This is a genomic window from Allobosea sp. CRIB-10 (genome assembly GCF_900112185.1).
In the GTDB taxonomy this organism is placed as follows: domain Bacteria; phylum Pseudomonadota; class Alphaproteobacteria; order Rhizobiales; family Beijerinckiaceae; genus Allobosea.
Genome location: NZ_FOKP01000001.1, coordinates 128,509 through 146,114 on the forward strand (window position 1 = coordinate 128,509; position 17,606 = coordinate 146,114).

Genomic DNA, 17,606 nt, shown 5'->3' on the forward strand with positions numbered 1-17,606 from the left:
CACCGGCGTTCGCAACTCGGCGCGCCTGCCTTGGGAAGGATTTTCTCCCTCGTTCGCGAAATAAGAAATTTCACGCTACCTGCTGTAAATTGATTGATCAGCTTTCAGGCTATATGTGGATTGTTCGATTTACAGAACATCCGACTGACCGGCGGTAACGGCGGGTGGCGGCAAGCGAGGGTAGCGTTTAGCTGTCCGCGCCGGCCTCGCCTGCGCAGAGCAAGCACATGTTCGAGTTGCAGGACCAGGCCGAAAACCTCAATGCCGCGTTCGGAAAGTCGGATGCAGCCGAACGCCTCGCGGGACTGGTGCGGCATGTTGGCGGGCGCCTCGTCTTCACCACCAGCTTCGGCCTCGAGGATCAGATCGTCACCCATCTGATCGCGACACAAGATCTGCCGATCGAGATCGTCACGCTCGATACCGGCCGGCTCTTCGGCGAGGTCCATGCGCTCTGGGCGGAAACCGAGGCGCGCTACGGCATCACGATCACGCCGTTCTATCCGCGTCACGATGCCGTCGAAGCCTTCGTGCGCGGCCATGGCATCAACGGCTTCTACAATTCGATCGAGGCCCGCAAGGCCTGCTGCAATGTCCGCAAGGTCGAGCCGCTCGGCCGGGCGCTCGCAGGGGCTGCCGCCTGGATCACCGGCCTGCGCGCCGACCAGTCGGCTGCGCGTGGCGGCGTCGCCCTCGCCGAGATCGACCGGGAACGCGGCCTGATCAAGCTCAATCCGCTGCTGGATTGGTCGCGCGAGGAGGCGCTGGCCTTCGCCCGCGCGAACGATGTTCCGCTCAACCCGCTGCACGAGCGGGGTTTCCTCTCGATCGGCTGCCAGCCCTGCACTCGCGCCGTCCGGCCGGACGAGCCGGAGCGGGCGGGGCGCTGGTGGTGGGAAGAGGAGGCCGCCAAGGAATGCGGCCTGCATGTCGGCCCCGATGGTCGTTTGGTGCGGTCGAAGCCGGCCGCGGAGGTTTTGGCGTGATCCAGCTCAGTCATCTGCAGAAGCTCGAAGCCGAGGCGATCTTCATCATCCGCGAGGTCGTCGCGACCTGCGAGAAGCCGGTGCTGCTCTATTCGATTGGCAAGGACTCGGCCGTCCTCCTCCACCTTGCCATGAAGGCCTTCTATCCTGGCAAACCGCCATTCCCGCTGCTCCATGTCGATACGACCTGGAAGTTCCGGGACATGATCGCCTTCCGCGACCAGACCGCCAGCCGGCTCGGGCTCGACCTGATCGTGCACATCAACGAGGAGGGTGTCCGCGCCGGCGTCAATCCGTTCGCGTCGGGATCGCGCCTGCACACCGACGTGATGAAGACGCAAGGGCTGAAGCAGGCCCTCGACAGATACGGCTTCGACGCGGCCTTTGGCGGCGCCCGCCGGGACGAGGAGAAGAGCCGGGCCAAGGAGCGTGTATTCTCGTTGCGCTCGGTTCAGCATCGCTGGGATCCGAAGACCCAGCGGCCGGAGCCCTGGCGGCTGTTCAACACCCGCAAGGCCCAGGGCGAGAGCTTCCGTGTCTTCCCGCTGTCCAACTGGACCGAGAAGGACGTCTGGGACTACATCGCGCTCGAGAACATCCCGGTCGTGCCGCTCTATTTTGCCGCGCCGCGCCCGGTCGTGCGCCGCAACGGCGCCTGGATCATGCGCGACGACGAGCGCATGGACCTGCTGCCCGGCGAGGTGGTCGAGACCAGGATGGTCCGCTTTCGCACGCTCGGCTGCTACCCGCTGACCGGGGCGGTCGAGAGCGAGGCGGCGAATCTCACCGACATCATCGCGGAAATGCGGGCGTCGCGCTCCTCCGAGCGCGAGGGGCGCGTCATCGACCATGACGGCTCAGGCTCGATGGAGCAGAAGAAGCAGGAAGGCTATTTCTGATGGCGGCGCTCGCGAAGTTGAAGGGCCAGCCCGTTCCGGCCGGCCAGCCGCATCCCGCCAATGACCAGGGCCAGAGCACCGAGGGCAGCGCCCGCGCGCTCTTGCGCTTCATCACCTGCGGCTCGGTCGACGACGGCAAGTCGACGCTGATCGGCCGCATCCTCTACGAGGCCGGCGCGGTCTTCGACGACCAGCTCACCGCGCTCGACAGCGATTCCCGCAAGTTCGGTACGCAAGGCGCCGCGCCCGATTTCGCCTTGCTGGTCGACGGACTCTCGGCCGAACGCGAGCAGGGCATCACCATCGATGTCGCCTATCGCTATTTCTCGACCGACCAGCGCAGCTTCATCGTCGCCGACACGCCTGGCCACGAGCAATATACCCGCAACATGGCGACCGGCGCCTCGACCGCCGACCTCGCCATCATCCTGATCGATGCCCGCAAGGGCCTGCTGCCGCAGACGCGCCGGCATTCCTTCATCGTCTCGCTGGTCGGCGTCCGCCATGTCGTCGTCGCCGTCAACAAGATGGACCTGGTCGGCTATGACGAGGCGGTCTTCCGCCAGATCGAGCAGGACTATCGCAAGGCGGTCGCTGGGCTCGGCTTCGCCAGCATCGACTTCGTCCCGGTCTCGGCCCGTGATGGCGAGAACGTCACCAGCCTCTCCAGCCTGACCCCCTGGTATCGCGGCCCGGCCCTGCTGCCTTTGCTCGAATCCGTCGTGGTCGTCGCCGAGGCTGAGGTCGAGGCCGGCTTCGCCTTGCCGGTGCAATGGGTCAACCGGCCCGATCTCGATTTTCGCGGCTTTGCCGGCACCGTGGCGCGCGGGCGGTTGCGCGTCGGCGATGTCGTCGCGGCGCTGCCATCGGGCCGCCGCAGCACGATCGCGCGCATCCTCGCGCCGTCCGGCGACGTCTCGCAGGCGAGCGCCGGCCAGTCGGTCACCGTCACGCTCGCGGACGAGATCGACATCTCGCGCGGCGACGTCATCGCCTCAGTCTCGCATGCCCCGGTGGTGAAGCAGGAATTGCAGGCTCGGCTGCTCTGGACCGGCGAAGCGGCGCTGCGTGAGGGCGGCGAGTTCATCCTCAAGCTCGCCACCGCGGCCGCTAATGCCCAGGTCGTTCGCCTGCACAACAGCGTCGACATCGAGAGCTATGCCGAGGCTCCCGCCGAAAGCCTGGCGATGAACGGCATCGGCTTGGCGACGCTGACGCTCGACCGGCAACTCGCGGTGCTCGACTACGCCCGCAGCCGCGAGCTCGGCGGCTTCATCCTGATCGACAGGCTCAGCAACCAGACGGTCGCCTTCGGCTTCATCGAGACGCATCGGAGTAAATCCAACAACCGTTCGATTGCCGAGGCGGGTGCGGCCCGCCGCACGGTCCTGCGTCTCGTCGGCTGGCGCGGTGCGCAGGAACGACGCGCCTGGTTCGAGGCGGCGAGCTGGCGCCTGGCGAGCGGATTGTTCGTCTTCGCCGCGGTGGCGCTGCCGACGGGCCAATGGGCTTTTGCGGCCGCGCTGGGGCTCGGCGACATCGTGCTACGACCGCTGCTGAAGGGTCTGCATGCCCGCTTGTGGGCGAGGAGGGCGCCCCCTGCGCTCTATGACGGGGCAGGCAGCTAGGAGGCTTAAGAGCGCCGGACGGCCTTCTGCCGGCCCGGCGTTGCGCAAGCGGTGGCTTAAGCCGCCTGGGAATAGGTCGTGCCAGCGGAAGCCTTCGCTCCGAGCTGGTAGGTCTGGCCATACGCTTCCGATGCGCCAGTGATCTCCGCCGGTGGCGGTGGCGGAGGCGGCCGGTGCGAGGCGCGTTCTTCCATCTGCTTCTTGAAGTCGGCCATCTCCTCCTTGGAGATCTTGCCGTCCTTGTCCGCATCCATCGCGGCGAAGAGACGGCTGAGCAGGCCGTTCGAGCCGTCGCCATCGGGATTGACGGCCTTCAGGAATTCTTCCTTGGCGACGCTGCCATCGGAATCGGCGTCGAGCTTGGCGAAGTAGTTCTTGTCCTCGCCGTCCTTGGAGTCGGTCTTGGTACTGGCCGTCTCCGACTGCAGCATCAGCAGGAGAGCCTGCATCTGCTGCTCGGCCTTCTCGACCTTCGCCTTGAAGGCGTCCGATTCCGCCTTGCTGACCGAACCGTCCTGGTCGGCGTCCATCGCCTTGAACAGGCGCTCGGTCTTCTTGCTGTCGGCGCCCTTCGGCGCGCCGGCGGCGAATTCGTCGAGGCTGAGCGCCCCGTCGGCGTTGCCGTCGAGCTTTTCGAAGCTCGGTGGTTTTCCGGGCGGTGGCGGGCGAAAGCCCCCAACGCCGCCGATGCTTGTCATGCGATACTCCTGGTTACGCACCGCCCGGGTATGGGCGGCGCGGTCGAGTATCGTGGCTAATTATTGGTAAATTCCTAGCAGGCTGGAAACCACGCCGGAGCGGCTGCTCAGCCGGGAAGCACCGCCGTGGCCTCGATCTCGACCATCGCCTCCGGCTCGACCAGCGCCGCGACGGCGACCACCGCCATGGCCGGGAAATGACGGCCGAAATTGGCGCGATAGGCCGGGCCGAGATCGGAAAGGCTGTTACGATAAGCCTCGATGTCGGTGACGTACCAGGTCAGCCGCACGATATCCTCGACCTTGCCACCGCCGGCCTCGACCACCGCCTTGATGTTGGCGAGCGTTTGGCCGACCTGTGCGACGAAGCCCTTGGCGAAGACGCCCTGCGCATCCCAGCCGACGAGGCCGCCGGTCATCAGCACCTTGCCCTCGGCGAGCATGCCGTTTGCATAGCCGCGCGGCTGCGGCCAGCCATCGGGCAGGACGGCGCGGGCGCGGCGCGAGGCGGGATCGAAGGGCGGCGAGCCGCTGGTCATGGCGTCATCTTTCTCAAGCGATAGTCAGGAGGCCGTGGCTTCCTGACGCGCGATCTCGCGCAGGGCGAAGCGCTGCAGCTTCCCGGTAGAGGTCTTCGGCAGGGTTGTCACGAAAGCGATGGCGCGCGGATACTTGTACGGCGCGATCGACGCCTTGACGTGGTCCTGCAGCGCCTTTGCCAAGGCGGCATCGCCGGCAAAACCCTCGCGCAGCAGCACATAGGCCTTCACGATCTGGCCGCGCTCGGGGCAGGGCGCGCCGACGACGCCGCATTCGGCCACCGCCGGATGCGCCAGCAGGCAGGCCTCGACCTCCGGCCCGGCGATGTTGTAGCCGGCCGAGATGATCATGTCGTCGGAGCGGGCCTGATACCAGAAATAGCCGTCGCCATCGCGTAGATAGGTGTCGCCGGTGACGTTCCAGCCATCGAGAATGTATTTGGCCTGGCGCGGATCGGCGAGGTAGCGGCAGCCCGTGGGCCCGCGCACGGCGAGGCGCCCCGGCGTGCCGTCAGGCACCTCCTTGCCGTCCTCGTCGACGATCTTCGCCTCGTAGCCGGGCACAGGCAGGCCGGTCGAGCCGGGCCGGATCTTGTCGCGTGGCGCGCCGATGAAGATGTGCAGCATCTCGGTCGCGCCGATGCCATCCATCAATGGCAGCCCGGTCGCCGCCTGCCAGGCATCGAAGGTCGCCTTCGGCAAGGCCTCGCCGGCCGAGACGCAGATACGTAGCGATGACAGGTCGAGCTCGGCGAGCTTGCCGAGCATGGCGCGATAGGCGGTCGGCGCGGTGAAGCAGACCGTCGCGCGATAGCGTTCGATCGCCTCGGCGAGATCGGGCGGCGCGACCTTGGCCGGCAGGATGCAGGCGGCGCCGATCCGCAAGGGAAAGAGCACGATGCCGCCGAGCCCGAAGGTGAAGGCGAGCGGCGGCGAGCCGATGAAGCGATCGTCCGGAGCTGCCTGCAGCACGCGCGCGCCATAGGCATCGCAGATCGCCAGCAGGTCTCGCTGGAAATGCATGGTGCCCTTGGGCTCGCCGGTGGTGCCCGAGGTGAAGGCAATCAGGCAGACATCGTCCTGCGCCGTGCCAGCCGGCTCGAAATGTTCGTAGCCGGCTTTGTCCATCATGGTTTCGAGCGCGCCATCTCCCCATGTGACGATGGTCGAGAGTTCCGGCGCAAGCCGTTGCGCTGCCTTGAGTTCGTCGACCAGCGTGGCGTCGCAGAGCGCGAGCCCGATCTTCGCCTTGCGGATCGGATAGGCGAGTTCGCCGGCACGCAGCATCGGCATGGTCGCCACCACGACGCCGCCGGCTTTCAGCACCGCGAAATAGGTCGCGACCATCATCGGCGTGTTGGCGGCGCGCAGCAGCACGCGATTGCCGGCCACCATGCCAAGATCGCGCGTCAGCACATTGGCGATGCGGTTCACCGTCTCTGCGAGCGCCTGATAGCTCCAGGTCTCGCTCGGTCCGATCACCGCATCGCGCTCGCCACGCCCCTCGGCGACGTGCCGGTCGACAAATTCAGTGACGACGTTGAGCCGCTCGGGATAGCTCAGCCCGGCGGCTGCGAGGTCGAGGCGCGGCCAGCTCTCGCGCGGTGGCAGGTTGTCCCGCGCGAACGTGTCCACATGTCCCGACCGCATGAAATCTGCGGTACCCATCTCGTTCCCCTGGCTCTTTCGGCCTTACTTCAGCAGGTCGCGCGCGATCACGACCTTCTGCACCTCGCTGGCGCCCTCGTAGATCCTGAGCGCCCTGATCTCGCGATAGAGTTCCTCGACCTTGACCCCGCGGGTGACGCCGCGCCCGCCATGGATCTGCACGGCGCGGTCGATAACCTTCTGCGCGTTCTCGGTCGCGACCAGCTTGGCCAGCGCCGCCTCGCGGGTGACGCGGGCTGCGCCCCGGTCCTTGGTCCAGGCGGCGCGATAGACGAGGAGGGCGGCCGCATCGACCTCGGTCGCGCTCTCGGCGATCGCCGCCTGCGAGAGCTGTAGATCGCCGAGCGTGCCGCCGAAGAGCTTGCGGCCCTTCGCATGGGAAACCGTCTCGTGCAGTGCGCGGCGGGCGAAGCCGAGCGCCGCGGCGCCGACCGTCGAGCGGAAGATGTCGAGCGTCGCCATCGCGACCTTGAAGCCGTCGCCCGGCCCGCCGATGCGGTTCTCCACCGGGATGCGGCAGGCGTCGAAGCGCAGCGTCGCCAGCGGATGCGGCGCGATCACGTCGATGCGCTCCGTGATCGAGAGGCCAGGCGTATCGGCCTCGACCAGGTAGGCCGAGAGGCCGCGCGCGCCCGGCGCCTCGCCGGAGCGGGCGAAGACGACGTAATGGTCGGCGATGCCGCCATTCGAAATCCAGGTCTTCTCGCCGTCGAGACGGACATGGCTGTTGCCGTCCGGCGTCGCCGTCGTCGCCAAGGCCGCGACGTCGGAGCCGGCCTCCTTCTCGGAGAGCGCGAAGGCTGCGATCCTCTCGCCACGCGCCACCGCCGGAAGAATGCGCGCCTTCATTTCGGGCGAGCCGGCGACACTGATCGAGCCTGTGCCGAGCCCCTGCATGGCGAACGCGAAATCCGCGAGCCCGTCGCGGGCGGCCAAGATCTCGCGGGCGAGGCAGAGCGTGCGCACGTCGAGCGCGGCATGCAGTCCGCCATATTCGGCAGGCACGGCTGCCCTGAGGAAGCCGGCGGCGCCCAGTGCCTTCACCCGGGCACGGCAGGCCTCATCGACATCGTCATGCGGCAGGCCGGGCAAGGTGGCGTCGGCCCAGGCCGAGAGGCGCTCAGCGAAGTCGCGGTGATGCGCCTCGAAAAAGGGCCAGTCGAGCGTGTCGCCGAGCATGCTTGTGCCGAGCGAAGCCATCTCAGTTGCCCTCGAACACCGGCTTTCGCTTCTCGGCGAAGGCGTGATAGGCGCGTGAAAAGTCCTCGGTCTGCATGCACAAAGCCTGCGCCACCGCTTCCGCTTCGATCGCGGATTCGACCGACATCGCCCATTCCATTTCGAGCATGCGCTTGGTCATGGCGTTGGCGAAGGTCGGCCCGTCGGCGAGCTCGGCGGCGAGCGTCTGCGCCTCGGCGAGCACGGTCTCGCGGGCGACGAGGCGGTTGAGGAAGCCCCAGCGTTCGGCTTCTTCGCCCTTGAGCACCCGGCCGGTATAGAGCAGCTCGGCGGCGCGGCCCTGGCCGATGATGCGGGGCAGCATCGCGCAGGCGCCCATGTCGCAGCCGGCGAGGCCGACGCGGTTGAACAGGAAGGCGATCTTGGTCTCGGCCGTGCCGAATCTGAGATCCGAGGCCATGGCGACGATCGCGCCAGCGCCGGCGCAGATGCCGTCGATCGCGGCGACGACCGGCTGCGGGCAGGCGCGCATGGTCTTGACCAGCTCGCCGGTCATCCGGGTGAACTTCAGCAGGTCCTTGGTCTCCATCGCAACCAGCGGCCCGATGATCTCGAAGACGTCGCCGCCCGAGGAGAAGTTGCCGCCGGCGCCGGTCATGACGATCGCCTTGACCGCTTCCTCCTTCTGCGCCGCCAGGAAGAAATCGGTGAGCTCGCGATAGCTCTCGAAGGTCAGCGGGTTCTTCTTCTCCGGCCGGTTCAGCGTCACGGTCGCGACCTTGCCGGCGACCGAGAGCTGGAAATGCTGCGGCTTGAAGCCGGAGAGGGGCAGGGTGACGGGGTTTGCGCTGGTCATTGGTCGTCTCCCGCCGCGGTCGGCGTGCCGTTCTGGCGGTTGCTGATGGCCTGGTGCAGCGAGGCCTTGACCCCGCCGAGCAGGCGGAAGAGCTGGCCGATCTCGGCCGGGCCGAGACCGGCGAAGAGCTCGGCGATCCAGTCCTCATGGCGCTCGGCCATCGCCTTGAAGGCGCGCCGCCCTTGCGCGGTCAGCGTCAGCACCTGGACGCGCCGGTCCTGCGCCGCAGGGCGCTTGTCGACCAGCCCGTCGGCGAGCAGGCCGGCGACGACGGCAGTGACGTTGCCGTTGGAGACCATCAGCCGCTGCGAGACCTCACCGACAGTCATGCCGGTGGTCGATTTCTCCAGCTGCGCCATCAGGTCAAAGCGCGGCAGCGTCGTCTTGAATTCCTCGCGCAGGCGGGTGCGGATCTCGCTCTCGATCAGGGTCGAGCAGGTCAGCATCCGCAGCCAGAGCCGCAGCTCGTCCTTGTGGTCGCCGGGGCGTTCGCTCGCCTTGGTCTCACGGTCGAGCAGAGGAGCGCTGGACGGGATTTCCATCATCAGAACTCCCCGCCATTGATCAGGACGGACTGGCCGGTGATGCCGCGGGTTTGCGGGCCGCAGAGATTGAGCACGGCTGCCGCGACTTCCTCCGGCGTGATCAGCCGGTGCTGCGGATTGTCCTTGGTCAGCTCAGCCAGCGCCTCCGCGCGACTCTTGCCGGTCTTGGCGGCGATCGTCGTCAGACTGCCGGCGACCATGTCGGTGTCGGTGTAGCCGGGGCAGACGGCGTTGACGGTGACCCCGCTGCGCGCGGTCTCCAGCGCCAGCGAGCGCACCAGACCGACCACCGCATGCTTGGCCGCGACATAAGCCGAGACGTAAGGATAGCCGCGATGGCCCGCCGTCGAGGCGATGGCGATCAATCGTCCGGAGTGGCGCTCGGTCATGCCGTGCAAAGCCGGCCGGAAGCAGTTCACAGTGCCGATCAGGTTGATCTCGACCATGCGCCGGAACAGCTCAGCATCGCTGCGCTGGAAGCTGGCGCTTTCGGCCGCGCCGGCATTGGCGACGACGATGTCGAAAGGCTGGCCGGCCGCGAGCCCAGCCATGGCCTCGCGCACTGCCGCCTCGTCGGTCACGTCGACGGCATGGGCGGCATCGGCGGCACCGGCGAGCACGGCCTGTTGCAGAATGTCGTCATTGCGGCCGATGATCGAGACGCGAGCGCCGGCCTGGCGCAGAGCGGAAGCGATGGCGCGGCCGATGCCGCGTCCGCCGCCGCTCACCAGGGCATGCTGTCCCGCCAGAGCCGATGCCATGCCGTTCACTCCCTCTTGGCAGTTAATATATTTTAGGTCTGAAACATTTTGCAAGAGGGATGGAGAGAAGCTGGGACGAGGAGGAATATCGTTGATATCGCAGTCTATTATACGTGGTTTAAGCAGATTCGACCTGCCTGCGTCGCGGTCGGTAATATGGCCGTTCAGTCAGGGCTTGAGCCAAAATTATTTTAGGTTTAAAATGATTTCGTGAGCGAGGGAGAGCGTCATGCGCATTGCGGTGGTGGGCGGCGGGCCGGCAGGTCTCTATTACGCGCTGCTGATGAAGCGGGATTGGCCTGAGCTCGACGTCACCGTCTTCGAGCGCAACCGTCCCGACGACACCTTCGGCTTTGGCGTCGTCTTCTCCGACCAGACGCTCGACCTGTTCAAGGCGGCCGATCTGCCGAGCTATGAGGCGATTGTCCGCAGCTTCGCCTATTGGGACGACATCGAGATCCATTTCAAAGGCACGGTGCAGCGCGTCTCCGGCAACGGCTTCTGCGGCTGCTCGCGCCGCACGCTGCTGATGCTTTTGCAAGAGCGGGCGCGCCAGGTCGGCGTCAAGCTCGTCTTCTCGCAGGAGATCGAGGACGTCGTAGCGTTAAAGCGCGACTACGACCTCGTCGTCGCCGCAGACGGCATCAACAGCCGCATCCGCGAGGGCGGCCGCGAGCGCTTCGCCCCCCAGGTCGATCTGCGGCCGAACCGCTTCGTCTGGATGGGCTCGACCCGGCCCTTTGACGCCTTTACCTTCTTCTTCAAGCAGACGGAGCACGGCGTCTTCATCGCCCATTGCTACCAGTATGAGCCGGGCCAATCGACCTGGGTGCTGGAGACGGACCCCGAGACCTTCGCCCGTGCCGGGCTGGAAGGGATGGACGAGGCCGGCACGGCCGCCTTCCTCGAACAGGTCTTTGCCGAGGAATTGCAGGGCCACAGGCTCATCGCCAACCGCTCGCTCTGGCGGCAGTTCCCGATGATCCGCTGCAGCAACTGGGTGGCCGACAATGTCGTGCTGCTCGGCGACGCCAAGGCGACGGCGCATTTCTCGATCGGCTCCGGCACCAAGCTCGCCATGGAGGATTCGATCGCGCTGCACCGCGCCTTCCATCGCGCCGGACTCGACGTCAAGGCGGCGCTCGCCGGCTTCGAGACCGGACGGCGCGAGGAGGTCGAGAAGACCCAGCACGCCGCCGACGTCTCGCTGGTCTGGTTCGAGCAGCTCAAGCGCTTCTGGGATTTCGAGCCGCTGCGCTTCGCCTTCGGCCTGATGACCCGTTCCAAGGCGATCACCTACGATAACCTCGCGCTGCGTGCCCCCGAGTTCGTCGCGGCGATCGACAGGCTGGTCGCCGACGATCTCGGTGCCGAGCAAGCGACGCGCCGCGACGGCACGCCGGTGCCACCAGCCTTCCAGCCCTTCTTCCTGCGCGAGATGAAGGTGGCGAACCGCTTTGTCGTCTCGCCGATGTGCCAGTATTCCGCACAGGATGGTCTGCCGGGCGACTGGCACCTGATGCATTACGGCGCCCGCGCCATCGGCGGGGCAGGGCTGGTCTTCACTGAGATGACCTGCGTCTCTGCCGATGCCCGCATCACCCCCGGCTGCACCGGCCTCTACAATGATGCGCAGGAAGCCGCCTGGACCCGCATCGTCGAGTTCGTCCATGGCAACTCCGCCGCGAAAATCTGCCTGCAGCTCGGCCATGCCGGCCGCAAGGGCGCGAGCAAGCTGATGTGGGACGGCATGGACCGGCCGCTCGCCGAAGGCGCCTGGCCGATCATCTCGGCCTCGCCCTTGCCCTATTACCCGGAGAGCCAGGTGCCGCGCGAGATGACCCGCGCCGACATGGACCGGGTCAAGGCGGACTTTGTCGCGGCGGCGGAGCGCGGCCTGCGCGCCGGTTTCGACATGCTCGAACTGCACTGCGCCCATGGCTATCTGCTCGCGAGCTTCCTCTCGCCGCTGACCAACCAGCGCACGGACGCCTATGGCGGCTCGCTCGAAAACCGCTTGCGCTTCCCGCTCGAAGTCTTTGCCGCGCTTCGCCAGACTTGGCCGCTCGACAAGCCGATGTCGGTGCGCATCTCGGCGACGGACTGGCAGGAGGGCGGCATCAGCGCCGAGGATTCGGTCGCGATCTCCGAGGCCTTTGCGCAGGCCGGCTGCGACCTCGTCGACGTCTCGACCGGACAGACGACGCCGCGTGCCCGCCCACTTTATGGCCGCATGTTCCAGACCCCGTTCGCCGACCGCATCCGCAACGAGGCCGGCGTCGCCACCATGTGCGTCGGCGCCATCACCTCGGCCGACCAGGCCAACACCATCGTCGCCGCCGGCCGCGCCGATCTCGTCGCGCTGGGACGGCCGCATCTGGCCGATCCGTCCTTCGTGCTCAGGGCAGCCGCCTGGTACGGCGCCGATGTCTCCCAGCCGGTGCAGTACCAGCCCGGCAAGGACCAGCTCATGCGCAACACGCCGCGCGAGCGCGAAGAGCTCCAGGATCTGAAGCTCAAGGCCAAGCCGAGCCGGCACGGCAGCGCGCCCGCGGTTCCGGTCGCGCGGGCGGCGGAGTAAAATCTCGCTGTCGTTCCGGACGAGCTGCGAAGCGGCACAGCGCCGGAATTCATCGAAGGGCACCAGAGTTCCAGATGGATTCCGGCGTTCCGCTTCGCTCCAGCCGGAATGACGGCGCGGTTCATGACATTGCATTTGCGCAATTTATGATTGGATGAAAGCTGTCTTTATGGCGTGAATGCAACGACTATCTTGGTGGCAACGCAGGCGCCTCGACAGCTGAGGCGCAACCAAGGGGTCCACTCATGCAGCTCACCGGCATCCACCACGTCACCGCAATTACCGCCCAGGCCGCGCAGAACCGGCGCTTCTATGTCGAGATGCTCGGCCTGCGTCTGGTCAAGAAGACGGTGAACCAGGACGATACGTCCGCCTATCACCTGTTCTATGCCGACGGCGCCGGCTCGCCCGGCAGCGACCTGACCTTCTTCGACTGGCCCACCGCTCCGGCCAAGCGCGGCACGCATTCGATCACGCGGACCTCGCTCAGGGTCGCCAGCGAAGCCTCGCTCGACTTCTGGCGCGAGCGGCTGACCGCTGCCGGCGTCAAGGTTTCCGATACCCGCCTGCTCAATGGCCGCGCCGCACTTGATTTCGATGATCCGGAGGGCCAGCGGCTGACGCTCATCGTCGATGGCGGGGCGATCCCCTTCGTCGCCTGGGAGAAGAGCCCGGTCCCGGCCGAGCATCAGATCCGCGGCCTCGGGCCGGTGACGATCTCCGTGCCGCAGATCGAGCGGACCGAGCTGGTCCTGACCAAGCTGCTCGGGCTGGAGCGCATCGCGGACTATCGGGACGCAGCTCACGCCAGCGGCGACATCCATGTCTTCCGGATCGGCGAGGGCGGCCCGGCGGCCGAGCTCAACGTCGCGGTCGAGCCCGGTCTTGCGCCGGCGCGCGAAGGCGCTGGCGGGGTTCACCATCTGGCGCTGCGCACGCCAAGCTTCGGCGAATACGACGCCTGGGCCGAGCGGCTGCGCGCCTCGGGCTATCCGAACAGCGGGCCGGTCGATCGCTTCTATTTCCGCTCGCTCTATCTGCGCGAGCCGAACGGGGTGCTGATCGAGATCGCCAGCGACGGGCCGGGCTTCGCCACCGACGAGCCCTTCGAGACCATGGGCGAAGGGCTGTCGCTGCCGCCCTTCCTGGAGTCGAAGCGGGCGGCGATCGAGGCCGGACTCAAGCCCCTGGCTTGAGCGAGCCAGGGCTGACGAAACGCGCTGCGGCCGTTCTGGCCGCAGCGCGATCGGCTTTCGCTAAACTTGTTTTGATTCATCGCGAATTAACCAAGGTCGCGCTGAATGGGCCTCATGTGGTTGGGGGCCTCCCGAGACTGACGAACAGGCCGCTACGGTCTGCCCGGCGCAAGCGAGCGCAGCGGCGAGACGGGTAGGGCGCTGAACCTCAGCGGGATGCCTGCAAGGTGTCCCGAGGCGTTGCGTATGCGTAGCTCGAACCAGTTCGCCGGTTATTCCTATAGTCTGAAGCGTCGGCGCGGCAGCCCGTTCGTCCGCCTCGGAGTGCTCGTCGCGATTGCCGGTGGCGCAATGGCCGGCGTGTCGGTCTGGTCGAACAGGCAGGCCGAGCATGCGGCGACCGCAGCTCCGCCGGTCCAACGGCACGCACTGGCACATCCGGCCCCTGCCCATGGCGCGACGCCGCTGCTCCGTCCTGGCTATGTCGTCGGCTATGTCGCGCAGTCCTTCGCCGACAGCGCGCCGCTCCCTGGTCGCTTTCAGTCGGTGACGGCTGCTCCGCGGCCAGTGGCGTTCGATCCTGAAACCACCGGCTCGATCGCGTCGTCCGAACCGGTCGGCGGTCCAAGCCTGGCGACGACCACGGTTGCCGTCCAACCCGCCACGGTCGAGCCGCCGCGTATCGCGCTGATCGCGCCGCGTCCGGTGCCCCGCCCGTCGGACCTGAAGCTGCCGACGCTGCCCGAGCCGCGCGTCACGGCGCGCGCGACCTCGCGCCAGGGCAAGGACGTCCTCGCCAAGACCGAGCCTGCGGCCGACAACCGCAACTTCTTCGAGAAGCTCTTCGGCGTGAACGCGAATGCGCCGCAGAGTTCCGGCGAACGGCTTGCCTATGCGGCGCCGCAGGACGACATCACCCAGCGCAGCGGCCGTGGCAGCGGCCTGACCGTCACCCCGGCGCCGATGCCTGCGCCCATGTCGTCGGCGACACCGGCCGCCAGTGGCAAGACCGCGGTCTACGACATCAGTGCCCGCACGGTTTATCTGCCCAATGGCGAGCGGCTGGAAGCCAATTCCGGCTTCGGCGAGATGATGAACGACCTGCGCTTCGTCCATGTCCGGATGAAGGGCCCGACCCCGCCTCACGTCTACAATCTGACCGAGCGCGAAGCGCTCTTCCACGGCGTGCGTGCCATCCGCATGCACCCGGTCGGCGGCAGCGGCAAGATCTTCGGCCGCGCCGGCCTGTTGGTGCACAACTACCTGCTCGGCCCGCGCGGCGACTCGAATGGCTGCGTCTCGGTCAAGGATTATGACCGCTTCCTGCAGGCCTTCCTGCGCGGCGAGATCAAGCAGCTCGTTGTGGTCGGCGGGCGCAGCTGAGTGCTCCGCTGGCTTGCGCGATAAGGACCGTGCTGGTCTGATCGGAGCATGATCAGACCGGCCAATCTTCCGACATCCCTGCTGGTGCTTGCTGCGCTAGCGCTCCCTCTGGCGGTGGCCGCTCCGGCCGCCGCCGAAGTGCGTTTCGGCAACAATGTCCGCATTGGCGGGCATGACGTCTCGAATCAGCGCTTCGACCGCCGGAACCGCGGCGTCTACCACATCTACGAAGGGCGGCCGCGCAATCCCGGCTGCAGCTGGCGTTCGGACGGCAGGGGCGGGCAGGTCAAAATCTGCCATCTGCAGCGCATCAGGCGGCCCTGACAGAAGGAGCGGCTGCGGCGCGCCGCCAGCTCATTCCTGCACTGGAACCACACCAGTCATCTCGGCCGGAGCGAAGCGCAGAGCCGGGATCCATGCCCGAACCTTATTCGTAAGCGTTCTGGCATGGATCCCGGGTCAAGCCCGGGATGACCAAAGTCAAGGTTCGGCGGGACATCGCAGACAGGATTTTGTGGGTGAGCGGTCTCAGAACTCCTCCCAGCCCGCGTCACCGCCGCGGGCGTTCGCGACTTTGCGGGCCGGCGCCGGCACGGGAGCGGGCGCAGCCCGTTCGCGACGCGGTGTCGGCTTGTGCTGGGCAAAGGCGACTTCCGCAAGCTGCTGCAGTCGTCCTGGCTCTGACGCGCTGGCCGATACGAACGTCGCCGACTGAGGCGAGGCGGCTCTGGCGCTCTCGCCGGTCCGGAAGCCGGCGACCAGCGCGTTGAGCTCGCCGATCTTGCCCGACAACGCACCAGCGGAGGCGGCGCTCTGCTCGGCGAGCGCGGCGTTCGCCTGGGTCATCTCGTCCATATGGGCGACGGTCTGGCTCATCTCCTCGATGCCGTTGGCCTGCTCGCTCGAAGCGGCGGCGACTTCCGAGACGGTCGCCTGGACGCTCTGCGAGGCGGAGACGATGCGGGTGAGCGCATCGCCGGCCTGACGCACCAGCTTCACGCCGGCCTCGACCTCGATGTTCGAAGAGGAGATCAGCCCCGAAATATCCTTGGCCGCCTCGCCTGAGCGCTGGGCGAGAGTGCGCACTTCGGACGCGACGACCGCAAAGCCCTTGCCGGCATCGCCGGCGCGGGCAGCCTCGACCGCGGCGTTGAGCGCCAGCAGATTGGTCTGGAAAGCGATGTCGTCGATGACGCGGGTGATGTCGGAGATTTTCTTGGAAGCCGCCTCGATCCGCTCCATCGCCGAGACGGCGTCGGTGACGATGTTGCCGCCGGTTTGCGCGACCTGCATGGCTTCGCCGGCCTGGCGCACGGCCTGCTGGGCGGCCTGGGCCGCAGCCTTCACCGAGGCGGCGAGCTCTTCGGTCGTCGCGGCGCTTTCCTCGAGCGAGGAAGCCTGCTCCTCGGTGCGCTTGGAGAGGTCGTCGGCGCCCATGTTGATCTCGCGCGCCGACAGGCCGACATCCGCCGACATGGTCTGGATCGTGCTGACGGTCGCGGACAGGCGCGACATCGTCTCGTTAATCGCATCCTTCAATTCGGCGAAGCGACCGCGATAGGCGGTCGGCACCTGGTTGGTCAGGTCGCCGGCGGCGAGCGCCTGCAGCACCGCGACGAACTCGGTGGTGGCATTGTCGACCACCGCATTGATCTCGTTGATCCCGGCGACCAGCTTCTGCATCTGCTCGTCGCCATGGTCGATCTGGAGCCGGGCCGAGAAGTCGCCGGCAGCTGCTGCGGCGACAACCTCACCGACATCCGACACCACCGAGGCCATCGCATCGGCCGAACGTATCCGGGCGGCGGAGGCGGCGCGCTCCTGCTCCTGCAGCAGCGCCACCTGCTCGGTGCTCTGGCGCAGGACGGAGACCGCCCGCGCCATTTCGCCGATCTCGTCGCGGCGCTTGGTGTGCGGCACCTCGATCTGGGTCTCGCCGGCGGTCAGGCGGCTCATCGTGCCGCCGAGATCGACGAGGGGGCGGATGATCGAGCGCCGCGAGAAGACCAGTGCGCCGAAGATCGCGCCGCCGAGCACCACGACCAGCGCGACCGGCAGCCAGGTCCGCACCTGCTCCGAGAAGGCGCTGGAGGCTGCATCGACCTCGTTGGCGAGCGTCTCGTTGAAACTGCTCAGCGATGTGAGCTCTTCCTGCAGCGTCGCGCGGTTCTTCTTGCTGGCGTCGCTGTTGCCCCAGGCTTCCGCAGCGCGGGCCGAGATCTCCCGGACCATGCGCGTCGTCTCCAGCCGGATGGCGACGAATTCGGTGATCAGGCCGCTGATCTTCTCCATGCGCTCGCGCTCGGCCGGCGGGACGAGCTTGGCGAGGTCCTTGCGGCGTTCCTCGACCTTGGCGAGGCCGCCTTCGACCGTCGTCGCGGCGATCCCGGCGAGATGCGGGTTGCGTGCGGTGTAGACGAGGTAGGAATCGGCGACGACCAGATTGACCGCGACGTTGAGCCGTTCGGCGGCCAGGGCGATGTGGTTCTGCTGCGACGAGCGTCCGTTCATCGTGTCGATGCGGGTCATCGCCAGCAATGCGCAACCGAGTGCAACCAAGGCGCCGGCCGCGACAATCGCGATCAGCCCCAGAATCTGGGTCCTGATGGATTTCATGATTTCCCCTCGCAGGCCGCTAGTTCGACTGCGGCGCTGCAAGGTAACGAGAGGCCTTGAATCCGGAGTTA

The 17,606-nt window shown here is 67.1% G+C and carries 15 protein-coding genes; 7 read left to right on the forward strand and 8 right to left on the reverse strand.

Going from position 1 to position 17,606, the window contains the following annotated elements; all coding sequences use genetic code 11:
* The first annotated feature begins 227 nt into the window (after positions 1–227).
* The 3 genes from BMZ69_RS00550 to cysN are packed head-to-tail and all read left to right on the forward strand — an operon-like array spanning position 228 to position 3,513.
* On the forward strand, positions 228–986 hold the full coding sequence (locus BMZ69_RS00550) for a phosphoadenylyl-sulfate reductase (RefSeq protein WP_092153732.1): 759 nt from the start codon (positions 228–230) through the stop codon (positions 984–986).
* The gene (cysD, locus tag BMZ69_RS00555) at positions 983–1,885 is read left to right on the forward strand and encodes a sulfate adenylyltransferase subunit CysD (RefSeq protein WP_092153734.1); all 903 of its coding nucleotides are present in this window, start codon (positions 983–985) and stop codon (positions 1,883–1,885) included. Before BMZ69_RS00550 ends, cysD begins: the two co-directional genes overlap by 4 nt.
* Complete coding sequence (gene cysN / locus BMZ69_RS00560) at positions 1,885–3,513, forward strand: sulfate adenylyltransferase subunit CysN (RefSeq protein ID WP_092153736.1); 1,629 nt, start codon at positions 1,885–1,887, stop codon at positions 3,511–3,513. The genes cysD and cysN overlap by 1 nt, the downstream gene beginning before the upstream one ends.
* A 56-nt stretch (positions 3,514–3,569) precedes the next feature.
* Here cysN and BMZ69_RS00565 read toward each other — a convergent pair whose 3' ends face one another.
* From BMZ69_RS00565 to BMZ69_RS00595, 7 genes are all read right to left on the reverse strand, one after another.
* A complete protein-coding gene (locus BMZ69_RS00565) occupies positions 3,570–4,211 on the reverse strand; it encodes an EF-hand domain-containing protein (RefSeq protein ID WP_092153738.1) in 642 nt (213 codons plus the stop codon).
* A gap of 107 nt (positions 4,212–4,318) precedes the next feature.
* Positions 4,319–4,750 carry a RidA family protein gene (locus tag BMZ69_RS00570; protein WP_092153740.1) on the reverse strand — a complete coding sequence of 144 codons (432 nt, stop codon included), beginning with the start codon at positions 4,748–4,750 and terminating at the stop codon, positions 4,319–4,321.
* A 24-nt stretch (positions 4,751–4,774) separates the two neighbouring features.
* Positions 4,775–6,418, reverse strand: coding sequence for an AMP-binding protein (locus BMZ69_RS00575; protein WP_092153742.1), 1,644 nt, complete (start codon positions 6,416–6,418; stop codon positions 4,775–4,777).
* Between the two features lie 24 nt (positions 6,419–6,442).
* On the reverse strand, positions 6,443–7,618 hold the full coding sequence (locus BMZ69_RS00580; protein ID WP_210187970.1) for an acyl-CoA dehydrogenase family protein: 1,176 nt from the start codon (positions 7,616–7,618) through the stop codon (positions 6,443–6,445).
* 1 nt (position 7,619) lies between these two features.
* Positions 7,620–8,453: an enoyl-CoA hydratase family protein gene (locus BMZ69_RS00585; RefSeq protein ID WP_092153744.1), complete on the reverse strand. Its 834-nt coding sequence runs from the start codon at positions 8,451–8,453 to the stop codon at positions 7,620–7,622.
* A complete protein-coding gene (locus tag BMZ69_RS00590; protein ID WP_092153746.1) occupies positions 8,450–8,995 on the reverse strand; it encodes a MarR family winged helix-turn-helix transcriptional regulator in 546 nt (181 codons plus the stop codon). The genes BMZ69_RS00585 and BMZ69_RS00590 overlap by 4 nt, the downstream gene beginning before the upstream one ends.
* A gap of 2 nt (positions 8,996–8,997) precedes the next feature.
* Positions 8,998–9,759, reverse strand: coding sequence for an SDR family NAD(P)-dependent oxidoreductase (locus BMZ69_RS00595; protein ID WP_092153749.1), 762 nt, complete (start codon positions 9,757–9,759; stop codon positions 8,998–9,000).
* 229 nt (positions 9,760–9,988) lie between these two features.
* On the opposite strand from BMZ69_RS00595, the gene BMZ69_RS00600 reads away from it, so the two are divergent.
* The 4 genes from BMZ69_RS00600 (at position 9,989) to BMZ69_RS00615 (ending at position 15,243) form a co-directional block, all read left to right on the forward strand.
* On the forward strand, positions 9,989–12,340 hold the full coding sequence (locus BMZ69_RS00600; protein ID WP_092153751.1) for a bifunctional salicylyl-CoA 5-hydroxylase/oxidoreductase: 2,352 nt from the start codon (positions 9,989–9,991) through the stop codon (positions 12,338–12,340).
* Positions 12,341–12,585: 245 nt separating this feature from the next.
* Positions 12,586–13,536, forward strand: coding sequence for a ring-cleaving dioxygenase (locus tag BMZ69_RS00605; protein WP_092153753.1), 951 nt, complete (start codon positions 12,586–12,588; stop codon positions 13,534–13,536).
* 246 nt (positions 13,537–13,782) lie between these two features.
* Positions 13,783–14,919 carry a tlde1 domain-containing protein gene (locus BMZ69_RS00610; protein WP_244543146.1) on the forward strand — a complete coding sequence of 379 codons (1,137 nt, stop codon included), beginning with the start codon at positions 13,783–13,785 and terminating at the stop codon, positions 14,917–14,919.
* Positions 14,920–14,967: 48 nt separating this feature from the next.
* Positions 14,968–15,243: a hypothetical protein gene (locus BMZ69_RS00615; RefSeq protein WP_092153758.1), complete on the forward strand. Its 276-nt coding sequence runs from the start codon at positions 14,968–14,970 to the stop codon at positions 15,241–15,243.
* Positions 15,244–15,447: 204 nt separating this feature from the next.
* On the opposite strand, the gene BMZ69_RS00620 is transcribed toward BMZ69_RS00615, so the two are convergent.
* Positions 15,448–17,535: a methyl-accepting chemotaxis protein gene (locus BMZ69_RS00620; protein ID WP_092153760.1), complete on the reverse strand. Its 2,088-nt coding sequence runs from the start codon at positions 17,533–17,535 to the stop codon at positions 15,448–15,450.
* Positions 17,536–17,606: the final 71 nt, after the last annotated feature.

Excerpts from the sequence above, each read along its gene's own strand:
- BMZ69_RS00570 (WP_092153740.1), bottom strand. The coding sequence starts at position 4,750 with ATGACCAGCGGCTCGCCGCCCTTCGATCCCGCCTCGCGCCGCGCCCGC.
- BMZ69_RS00575 (WP_092153742.1), bottom strand. The coding sequence starts at position 6,418 with ATGGGTACCGCAGATTTCATGCGGTCGGGACATGTGGACACGTTCGCG.
- BMZ69_RS00590 (WP_092153746.1), bottom strand. The coding sequence starts at position 8,995 with ATGGAAATCCCGTCCAGCGCTCCTCTGCTCGACCGTGAGACCAAGGCG.
- BMZ69_RS00600 (WP_092153751.1), top strand. The coding sequence starts at position 9,989 with ATGCGCATTGCGGTGGTGGGCGGCGGGCCGGCAGGTCTCTATTACGCG.
- BMZ69_RS00595 (WP_092153749.1), bottom strand. The coding sequence starts at position 9,759 with ATGGCATCGGCTCTGGCGGGACAGCATGCCCTGGTGAGCGGCGGCGGA.
- BMZ69_RS00620 (WP_092153760.1), bottom strand. The coding sequence starts at position 17,535 with ATGAAATCCATCAGGACCCAGATTCTGGGGCTGATCGCGATTGTCGCG.
- cysN (WP_092153736.1), top strand. The coding sequence starts at position 1,885 with ATGGCGGCGCTCGCGAAGTTGAAGGGCCAGCCCGTTCCGGCCGGCCAG.
- BMZ69_RS00550 (WP_092153732.1), top strand. The coding sequence starts at position 228 with ATGTTCGAGTTGCAGGACCAGGCCGAAAACCTCAATGCCGCGTTCGGA.
- BMZ69_RS00615 (WP_092153758.1), top strand. The coding sequence starts at position 14,968 with ATGATCAGACCGGCCAATCTTCCGACATCCCTGCTGGTGCTTGCTGCG.
- BMZ69_RS00585 (WP_092153744.1), bottom strand. The coding sequence starts at position 8,453 with ATGACCAGCGCAAACCCCGTCACCCTGCCCCTCTCCGGCTTCAAGCCG.
- BMZ69_RS00580 (WP_210187970.1), bottom strand. The coding sequence starts at position 7,618 with ATGGCTTCGCTCGGCACAAGCATGCTCGGCGACACGCTCGACTGGCCC.
- BMZ69_RS00605 (WP_092153753.1), top strand. The coding sequence starts at position 12,586 with ATGCAGCTCACCGGCATCCACCACGTCACCGCAATTACCGCCCAGGCC.
- BMZ69_RS00565 (WP_092153738.1), bottom strand. The coding sequence starts at position 4,211 with ATGACAAGCATCGGCGGCGTTGGGGGCTTTCGCCCGCCACCGCCCGGA.
- BMZ69_RS00610 (WP_244543146.1), top strand. The coding sequence starts at position 13,783 with ATGCGTAGCTCGAACCAGTTCGCCGGTTATTCCTATAGTCTGAAGCGT.